Annotated in this window: 9 protein-coding genes, 2 tRNA genes and 1 pseudogene; 9 read left to right on the forward strand and 3 right to left on the reverse strand. The window is 45.0% G+C overall.

The window, feature by feature from the left end; genetic code table 11:
* The first annotated feature begins 30 nt into the window (after positions 1–30).
* The 5 genes from AKL11_RS13710 (at position 31) to AKL11_RS13730 (ending at position 2,411) form a co-directional block, all read left to right on the forward strand.
* Positions 31–107 (forward strand) — tRNA-Met (locus AKL11_RS13710).
* A gap of 58 nt (positions 108–165) precedes the next feature.
* Positions 166–242: transfer RNA gene (locus tag AKL11_RS13715), tRNA-Met, on the forward strand.
* A gap of 41 nt (positions 243–283) precedes the next feature.
* Entirely contained in the window at positions 284–1,183 is a 900-nt protein-coding gene (locus tag AKL11_RS13720; RefSeq protein WP_157673565.1) for a patatin-like phospholipase family protein, read from the forward strand.
* 73 nt (positions 1,184–1,256) lie between these two features.
* Positions 1,257–1,841 carry a DJ-1 family glyoxalase III gene (locus AKL11_RS13725; RefSeq protein ID WP_067518334.1) on the forward strand — a complete coding sequence of 195 codons (585 nt, stop codon included), beginning with the start codon at positions 1,257–1,259 and terminating at the stop codon, positions 1,839–1,841.
* Positions 1,842–2,012: 171 nt separating this feature from the next.
* Positions 2,013–2,411 carry a hypothetical protein gene (locus AKL11_RS13730; protein WP_067518336.1) on the forward strand — a complete coding sequence of 133 codons (399 nt, stop codon included), beginning with the start codon at positions 2,013–2,015 and terminating at the stop codon, positions 2,409–2,411.
* A gap of 66 nt (positions 2,412–2,477) precedes the next feature.
* Here AKL11_RS13730 and AKL11_RS13735 read toward each other — a convergent pair whose 3' ends face one another.
* Positions 2,478–4,178: an AMP-binding protein gene (locus AKL11_RS13735; RefSeq protein ID WP_067518338.1), complete on the reverse strand. Its 1,701-nt coding sequence runs from the start codon at positions 4,176–4,178 to the stop codon at positions 2,478–2,480.
* A gap of 313 nt (positions 4,179–4,491) precedes the next feature.
* On the opposite strand from AKL11_RS13735, the gene sctD reads away from it, so the two are divergent.
* Genes sctD through AKL11_RS13755 form a run of 4 tightly spaced genes read left to right on the forward strand, consistent with a single transcriptional unit; the run spans position 4,492 to position 6,850 of the window.
* Positions 4,492–5,937 carry a type III secretion system inner membrane ring subunit SctD gene (gene sctD / locus AKL11_RS13740; protein ID WP_067518340.1) on the forward strand — a complete coding sequence of 482 codons (1,446 nt, stop codon included), beginning with the start codon at positions 4,492–4,494 and terminating at the stop codon, positions 5,935–5,937.
* A complete protein-coding gene (locus tag AKL11_RS13745) occupies positions 5,915–6,166 on the forward strand; it encodes a hypothetical protein (protein WP_157673567.1) in 252 nt (83 codons plus the stop codon). The genes sctD and AKL11_RS13745 overlap by 23 nt, the downstream gene beginning before the upstream one ends.
* Before the next feature lie 20 nt (positions 6,167–6,186).
* Positions 6,187–6,447 (forward strand): type III secretion system needle filament subunit SctF, encoded by a 261-nt coding sequence (sctF, locus tag AKL11_RS13750; RefSeq protein ID WP_067518344.1) that lies wholly within the window; start codon positions 6,187–6,189, stop codon positions 6,445–6,447.
* Between the two features lie 28 nt (positions 6,448–6,475).
* A complete protein-coding gene (locus AKL11_RS13755; RefSeq protein ID WP_067518346.1) occupies positions 6,476–6,850 on the forward strand; it encodes a tetratricopeptide repeat protein in 375 nt (124 codons plus the stop codon).
* 104 nt (positions 6,851–6,954) lie between these two features.
* Here AKL11_RS13755 and AKL11_RS13760 read toward each other — a convergent pair whose 3' ends face one another.
* Both AKL11_RS13760 and tnpA read right to left on the reverse strand, forming a co-directional pair.
* Positions 6,955–7,989, reverse strand: a complete 1,035-nt coding sequence (locus AKL11_RS13760; RefSeq protein ID WP_067518348.1) for an IS481 family transposase — start codon at positions 7,987–7,989, stop codon at positions 6,955–6,957.
* A gap of 136 nt (positions 7,990–8,125) precedes the next feature.
* A pseudogene (gene tnpA, locus AKL11_RS13765) lies at positions 8,126–8,526 on the reverse strand (IS200/IS605 family transposase); the annotation flags it as partial.

The following is an 8,526-nucleotide window of genomic DNA, read 5'->3' on the forward strand; positions in this document are numbered from 1 at the left end:
CAGAAAAAAGAATCAGCTGAACAGTTTTGTCGCGGGATGGAGCAGTCTGGTAGCTCGTCGGGCTCATAACCCGAAGGTCGTTGGTTCGAATCCAGCTCCCGCAACCATATTTAAAAACAGTTGATACTCTTTTTTCCAGAAAAAGAATCAACTGAGCAGTTTTGTCGCGGGATGGAGCAGTCTGGTAGCTCGTCGGGCTCATAACCCGAAGGTCGTTGGTTCGAATCCAGCTCCCGCAACCACTTTCAAACACTAACTCATCATTATTTCCCCAATGCATTTGTTGAACAACACTTCTCCTGCCAAGCGGGCATTAATAGTTGAAGGTGGTGGCATGCGGGGTGTTTTTACTGCCGGCATTCTCGACGCCTTTATTGATAAACGAGTTCCCTTATTCGATGGCTACTTTGGTGTTTCTTCTGGAGCATTGAACCTAAGCGCTTACCTGTCAGGTCAAAAAGGATTAAGCCTTGACCTGTATACGGCACTTTGCAACGACCCTGATTTCATTAGCGTACGACGACACCTTAAAGGTGGTCACTTAATGGATCTCGATTTATTTTTTCAGCGTCTTGCAAAATCCAGCCGCTTTAATATTCCTGCTATTTTCAAAAAACTGCAAACCAGTCACTTTTGCGTTGTAACCACCGATGTAGAAACCGGAAAACCGGTTTATCACGGGATCAACCAAAACCATACAGCCGATGAATTTCTGAACATTCTAAAAGCCAGTAGCGCACTACCGGTTCTCTATAATTCATCCGTTATGATCAACGATCTCGAAATGACAGATGGTAGCCTGTCGGACCCGATCCCTTATCGGAAAGCCATTGCCGATGGGTTTGATCAGATTGTCATCCTACGCACTCGCCCTTTGAATTTCAGGAAAAGCAACTCCCTGAAGTCTCGCTTCTACGCGTGGAAGAGCCGTGAGAAACCGTCAATTGGCCAGCTAATAAAAGACCAGGATCAAATATATAATCTTTCCGCCGATTTCATTGAACAGCTAACCATTGAAGACAACGTAGAAATACTGCAAATCGCACCAACGAGCCCTCTACAGACTTCAAGAAAGACGACAGTACGCAACCACTTGGTTGCGGATTATCATCAAGGCTATTCAATGGGGTTCGCATTGTCGGAACAACTGCGTACAGAACAATCACTCTCTTCAATTTTCTGATCATACCTGTATCCTGTCTGCTAGATTCATAGGGTTATTTTCTTAAAACCCTTTCAGTCTATGCGAGCGCATCATGCCAAGACAGGTTCTCGTCCCCGTGGCCGACGGTTCAGAAGAAATTGAAGCAGTGACGGTCATTAATACGCTGAGAAGATCCGGTGCTCAGGTGACAGTTGCCAGCTGCAATGTAGACGGTAATATCGAAATTACTGCATCACAACAAACCAGACTTACCGCAGACACTCATATCAAAAATTGTTTCAACAACCCCTTCCATATGATTGCGGTACCGGGCGGTATGCCTGGTGCAGACAACCTGAAAAACAACCCCGAGCTGATAGAACTCCTTCAAAACCAGCAACGTGCAGGCAAATGGTATGCTGCCATCTGCGCCGCGCCTGCTGTCGTTTTGGCTAGCCACGGCTTGCTGGATAACACCCATGCGACATGCTACCCAACATTTATGGAACAAATGGAAGGTGCCCTGGCTCACCCGGAAAAACCGATTGTCATTGATGAGAAAAAGCGCGTTATCACCGCTCAGGGTCCAGGCAATGCGATGGCCTTTTCCTTCAAATTAATTGACGCCCTCTACGGAAAAGATGCTTTTCGGCCGATAGCTAAACAGATGCTGGCTCACTGGGCGTTAAGTACCTGAGCATATGAAATCCTATTTTCGATGCCATATGCCCAGATACTTATAACCGCTTTAGCCTTCATATCCTTCGAAGTAATTTGGAACACATACCTAGAAATGCGTATAAAATAGACATAAGGGTTTTCCGAATACTTAGGAAACCCCTTAGCGATCACCCGCGAGGTAAACAAAATGGAAAGTTTCATCCTGATTGTGGCTGGTACTGTCATCCTCTACTATCTGAGTCAGAAACAGGATCAAATGGCCGACTGGATGCTTGGTGTGGAGTTTAACCGGTTTGAGCGCATCTACCAGAACGTGACTTACTCTTGTCAGGATTCAACGGTGGTGCGTAAGCAGGTAACCAGCGCCATGCCTATTCCTTTTATCCCGTCTACCGGGTATTCGGTAAAGGCCCTTTGCCTGACAGAGGATAAGCACTGGTTCTGGTTTGACGCAGCAATCCGCCGCATGAAGCTGGATAAGATCAGTATTACTCCATCAAACTCGAAAGAAGCCTTCGATGCTCTGAAAGATGACCCTGAAATACTACACCGCTACTTTTCCAATCATGATCAGCAGTCTGCTTAACCAGTAGATCATAAGCGTTTTTTAGTAGCATTTAATAATTGCCCACTTCACAGTGGGCAATTTGCATCAAGCCGTTTCTACCATCCCACGTAGGTCTTTGCGTAAAATTTTACCTACCGGCGTCATGGGCAGATCTTCACGGAACTCACAGGATTTCGGCACCTTATAAGCAGTAAGGTACTGCCTGGACCAACCGATCAACTCTTCTTCTGTTAAGCTCTCATCCGATTTCACAACGAACAACTTAACCTTCTCACCGGATACGTCATCAGGCACACCAATCGCCGCACAGTTTGCCACTTTCGGATGACCCGATACGACATCTTCAATCTCATTTGGATATACATTGAAGCCTGAAACGATGATCATATCCTTGATTCGATCGACAATTCGAATAAAGCCATCCTCCTGAATAAGCGCAACATCGCCAGTTTTGAACCAGCCTTCAGAATCAATAACTTCTCGGGTCGCCTCTTCCCGCTGCCAGTACCCAGGCATGACCTGAGGCCCTCTAACGCAGAGTTCCCCAGACTCACCAATGGACAGTTCATTACCATCATCATCAATAACTTTAAGTTCGGTAGAAGGCACTGGCAGTCCTGATGTTCCCTGCTGAGCCAGTTCGCCAGCAGGATTCATGGTCACGGCCGGTGAACATTCAGTCAAACCATAGGCTTCAGAAATAATACAGCCCGCCTCCTGATGCCAGCGCTTAGCTGTCGCCTCCTGAAGTGCCGTTCCTCCCGACAATGTCATTTTCAACCCAGACAGGTCACACTCTTTGAACTTAGGGTGATTCAACAAACTCACAAAGAGTGTATTTAAACCAATAAACATAGTGAAACGCCATGGTTTAATCGCCTTAATAAAGGTGGCTGTATCTCTTGGATTCGCAATCAGGATATTGTGATTACCATTGAGTGGCATGCACAGTAAATGCACAGTAAATGCATAAATATGGTAGAGCGGCAAAGGCGCTATCACGATTTCGTGCCCATCTTGAGCAATTTTTTGTCCATCAGGCCCCTTCTGAGACAGAGCTGCTTTCGACTGAAGCATATTCGCAATCAAATTGCGGTGAGTCAGCATTGCACCTTTAGCGACCCCTGTCGTTCCACCGGTATACTGCAAAACAATAGGATCGGACAGTTTTGCACCTGTTGGTGCCTGATACGTTCCTAGATCGCCCAAAGCCAACGCATTACGAAATGGTGTCGCTGACGGTAATTCAAAGTCAGGCACCATTTTCTTCACACGTTTAACCAGGAAATTCAAAATTTGCTTTTTAGGTGAAGGCAACATATCCGCAAGCTGTGTCGAAATAAGGTGTTTTATTTCAGTCTGCCCTACGACCTCTTCAACTAAATGACCAAAGTTCTCAAGAAATACCAGCGCCTTGGCTCCAGAATCTTTAAACTGGTGGAGCATTTCTCTGGCGGTATAAAGTGGATTCGTATTGACTACTACCAACCCTGCCCTCAAAGCACCATACACGGCAATGGGATATTGCAGAACATTAGGCATCTGAATCGCAATGCGATCACCTGGTTGCAGATCTGTGTGAATTTGAAGATAAGTGGCAAACTGGCGACTGTATCGATCAAGGTCCGCAAAGGTCAGAGTCAGGCCTAAACCAGTAAATGCGGGACGTGCTGCATTGTCAGTTAGAAAACCATTAATGACAGAAAGGACACTGGGGTATTGGTCTGGATCAATGGTGTTATCAACACCGGCAGGTCTCTTACCATTCCAGAAGGATGCATCCATAACGCTACGCCTCTTTTTATTTTTATTGTTGTTTTTACTTTTTTATCAGGGCATTCCTGTATTCGACTGATGATACCGAACAATTTGCCGATCATCATCAATTAATTGAGGCCGTTACAACACGAATATAAATCAACCTCTGGCAATGTTGATCTATTTTATTTACTCTATTTTTAAGCCATGGCCTCTCTGTACGTCAGGCAGACAAAGGCTTAAGCGACAGCAATGGATATTACCGACAGGAAGTTGGGCATAGTGGAAACATATTCCTCAATCGCATTGCTTTCTGCCAACTTACGGCAGGAGATGCTAAATGACTGAATTTTATTTAAAAATTCTGTCGGGCAACCATATTGGAGCAGAAATTCCTCTTGAGCCCGGTCGCTATGCACTGGGTAAAGGCGAGACCTGCGATCTGGTACTCACCGATGACCAGCTGGATGACATACAACTGACTATCGAAATCTCAGACAATGGTGAGGTAAAGTTACAGTCAAATAACAGCGGCATGCCACTGATAGTCAATGGTCAGCCCGCAGGCAACAGTATTCAATACAGCACTTTTGATGTCATTCAATGCAACAGTCTTTATATCGCCCTGGGGCCATCGAATACCGAGTGGCCCCAACTAAACCTATCCAGCACAAACACTACACCGCCAGCTCCAGCACAAGAAACAGCTTCTAATGAGGCGTCAGGGCAAGAAGACGATGTTCATCACGAGGAAGTTGAGCTATCCGCTAATGATTTTGCAGATAACTCTTTCAGTAAAGATGCTCTGGACAGTTTCTATGACGAGAGCACTGACGGAGACCACGTAAGCAGTTTCAATAAAAAGTGGTTGCTTGCCATTCCCGCAGTTCTGTTTATCGGCATTATATCATTGATGGTATTGGTAGCCAGTACTGACAATGATACAAAGCAGACTGTTGAGCTACCAGATCCATTGGCGACCGTTAAGAGAGTAAAACAGTCACTTGGGCTTAAAGACATCACCTTCAAACTATTGCCTGATCAAACCATAATGATCGTAGGGTACACCCAGACACAGCAAGACAAAAATAAGCTGCAAAAAACGCTTAGAGAGCAGGATATCGCGTTTCGGTCACAAATTGCTGTAATGAATGAAATGCGCGATAACGCCGAATCTTTACTAAAAATCCGGGGATATGACAATCTGGAGTTAGAACTGGATATTACGCCTGGATCCCTGGTTCTTTCGGGTTATGTAGCCACCTCTGATGAGCTTGATAAGATTATTAATATTCTTAAACAAGAAGTACACGGACTTACTTCTGTCGTGGATCAGGTAGAAAATCAAGCAGGTAGAGTAAATACCTTAAAATCTATGCTCAGGGAAAAGGCCTTAATCCCGAGGCTCCAAGTCCTTGTTCGGGGTAAAACTATTTTACTAAAAGGACACCTTTTGGATGAAGGACAAGTTTATGACCTTCAAACCATCGTTACCAAATTTAAGCAGCGGTATGACAATAAACCAGCAATACAACTGGCGACCAAGTACTCTAGCGGCTTAATCAATGACAATGCGTCGCCATTGGTTCTGAATATACGTGGAATCAGCATGGGTCGGGTGCCATATGTCATACTGATAGACGGAACCAAATATCTGATCGGTGCAAAACTCTCTAATGGGTTTACAATTGAAGATATAAACATCGACTACCTTTTATTAACCAACGGTACTAGCAGATTTAAATATCGCCTTGGAGGGAACCGTGGCGGAAACAATGAAAAGTGATGACTACACAGGTCTATCGAATACCGAAGAGCTCTTGATTAATGATGTTCAAGGACAGTATCGAGACCAATTACTTGCCAACCTTTTTAGCGAGGCATCGAGGCTAAAGCAGTTAAGAGATAAAGGCACCGACCCTGATAACTTTGTCAGAATCGACTCCCTGCTCACTTCTATCGTCGCCGCCATGGAAGTGGTGGATAAAAACTGGAAGCAGCATCATAAATCCTAAGTCTGAAAAGGAATTCAGCCATGGACACGTATAATTCAAATTACAATCAGCCCACCAGCAGCGATTTTAGTTTTGACCGGGTAACGGAGACATTTGGTAATCAAGCCGAAGCTCTGGACAAGGCACTTAAAGATCGCGTTGCGAATATGGACCCGAACAATACCAAGGACATGGTATCGTTTCAGGTTGAATTTAATAAATACATGATCGTTGAAGGCTTACGATCCAGTATTGTTAAATCAATTAAAGACACACTACAAAGCATTATTCAAAAGCTTTGAGCATTTTCCAGGATGGAGATAACCGGTCATGATCGACGATAAACTCTTAAAGACTCTGGCAGATATCGGCTTCATGGCCAGCGCCACCGGCCTGCCAAAACACGCATTTGGCATTTTCAACGGTATTGAGGTCGCTCGCCCAGACAGCCCCTTGAGCACCATTGGTATCGCGATGGAGTTTATGAACCGAAAGCGTCACCAAGAAGCCATTGACCTGCTTCACAAAGAAGGTTTAAAAAAGTTCCCGGATGATCCTTCAGTACAAGCATTCCTGGGAATGGCTCTCATGTTTGAAGGCAGAAATAAAGAAAGCGAAGGCTTTCTGACGCCCCTGCTGAATTCTAGCGAGCTCGAACCAAACGTGATGGCTAAAGAACTTTTAAGCCATATTCATGGCAGATAAAGCTTAATCTCATTAAAACCAGATCTGCCTGTTAATCAGGTGTAGTAACCAAGATCTGATCTGACACTTTCCGGCCCATCGTCGTTTGTACCGTCAGGTCAGATTCAGACGATCTGTTTTTCCTTACAGATCACTTTGCCTGATTCCAATGTTTGCAAGGGTGTCCTACCACAACACATTTTCCCCTGATGGGTTCGTTCTGTGTTGTAGTACTCCACCCAAGCATCCAGATCCTTCTGTAATTCAGTCAGGTCAGTGTAGACCTTCTTTCTAAAGGTCACCTGATAGAACTCATTCAGTATCGTTTTATGGAATCGTTCACAGATACCATTGGTTTGAGGATGCCTCGCTTTGGTTTTCGTGTGCTCGATATCACAGGCCGCCAGGTACAGCTCATAATCGTGCTGCTCAACCTTGCCGCAGTACTCAGTACCTCTATCAGTCAGTATTCTCAGCATTGGAATGTCATGTTCTTCAAAGTACGGTAGAACCCGATCATTCAGCAAATCAGCTGCTGTGATCGGTGTTTTGGTGGTGTATAGCTTGCAGTGCGCAATCTTGCTGTAGGTGTCCACAAAGGTTTGTTGATACACCCTGCCAACCCCTTTGAGTGTTCCAACGAAAAAGGTGTCTTGCGAACCCAGATAACCTGGATGCACYGTTTCAATTTCTCCGCAGGCAATATCGGTTTCTTTCTTTTTCTCAAGGGCAGCCAGCTGAGATTCTGTGTAGATAGCATCGTTAGCCGCAGCGTGCTCCTCCAGAGCCTTGAGGCGTTTTTTGAACGTCTCAAGGTTATGTCGTTGCCAGATACTGCGAACACCGCCTCCTGAAACAAATATACCGAGCTTCCGTAACTCATTACTGACTCGGGTTTGACCAAGGGCAGGGTTATCAATAGCCAGTTTACAAACGGCTTCTTCAACGTGAGGCTCTACACGGTTTTTAGGGTTTGGAATCTTTTTTGATTTAGCCAGCAACGCATCGATTCCACCTTCCTCATAGGCATTTTGAACTCTGTAGAAGGTATCTCTGGATACACCCATGACTTTGCAGGCGCGGGACACRTTCTTTAATTGATCAGCCAGTTCCAAGAGGCCAAGCTTGTGTTTAATAGCAGGATGGTTATTCTGGTTCATTGAGGGTTACCTTTGGTTTTGTTTCTTGTTGGTACTTTAAACTTAAACCGGTAACCCTCTTCAGCTCAACAACCACCGGCTAAAGCCGGTGGGTTAGATTTACGGACTGAAAGTCCGGATACGCGTCCAAGACGCGTTAGTATTCAGTCCTGAAGCTATCATCTACTTTGGGCTCAAAATGATGATCCAGATACTCCTTGATCATCTCTTCAGTCACCTTTCCCGATGTGACACAAAAATAGCCTCTTGCCCAAAAATGCCTTCCCCAGTATCGCTTCTTCAAATCAGGGAAACTTTCAAACAATCTTGTAGACGACCTTCCTTTGACCCTCCTCATTATTTCACTCGGAGCCATATTCGGAGGCGCTGACACAAACAGATGTACATGATCCTAATCACTCCCTTAAGAATCTCTATCTCAAATGCCTGGCACGTTTCTCTTATCAGCTCCCTGGCTCTTAAGCCAACATCTCCCTTGAGCACCTGATACCGGTACTTCGTGACAAACACAAAGTGGTACTGAATATTAAATACTGT

The sequence above is a fragment of the Endozoicomonas ascidiicola genome (assembly GCF_001646945.1).
In the GTDB taxonomy this organism is placed as follows: Bacteria; Pseudomonadota; Gammaproteobacteria; order Pseudomonadales; family Endozoicomonadaceae; genus Endozoicomonas; species Endozoicomonas ascidiicola.

Excerpts from the sequence above, each read along its gene's own strand:
- sctD (WP_067518340.1), top strand. The coding sequence starts at position 4,492 with ATGACTGAATTTTATTTAAAAATTCTGTCGGGCAACCATATTGGAGCA.
- sctF (WP_067518344.1), top strand. The coding sequence starts at position 6,187 with ATGGACACGTATAATTCAAATTACAATCAGCCCACCAGCAGCGATTTT.
- AKL11_RS13735 (WP_067518338.1), bottom strand. The coding sequence starts at position 4,178 with ATGGATGCATCCTTCTGGAATGGTAAGAGACCTGCCGGTGTTGATAAC.
- AKL11_RS13725 (WP_067518334.1), top strand. The coding sequence starts at position 1,257 with ATGCCAAGACAGGTTCTCGTCCCCGTGGCCGACGGTTCAGAAGAAATT.
- AKL11_RS13730 (WP_067518336.1), top strand. The coding sequence starts at position 2,013 with ATGGAAAGTTTCATCCTGATTGTGGCTGGTACTGTCATCCTCTACTAT.
- AKL11_RS13755 (WP_067518346.1), top strand. The coding sequence starts at position 6,476 with ATGATCGACGATAAACTCTTAAAGACTCTGGCAGATATCGGCTTCATG.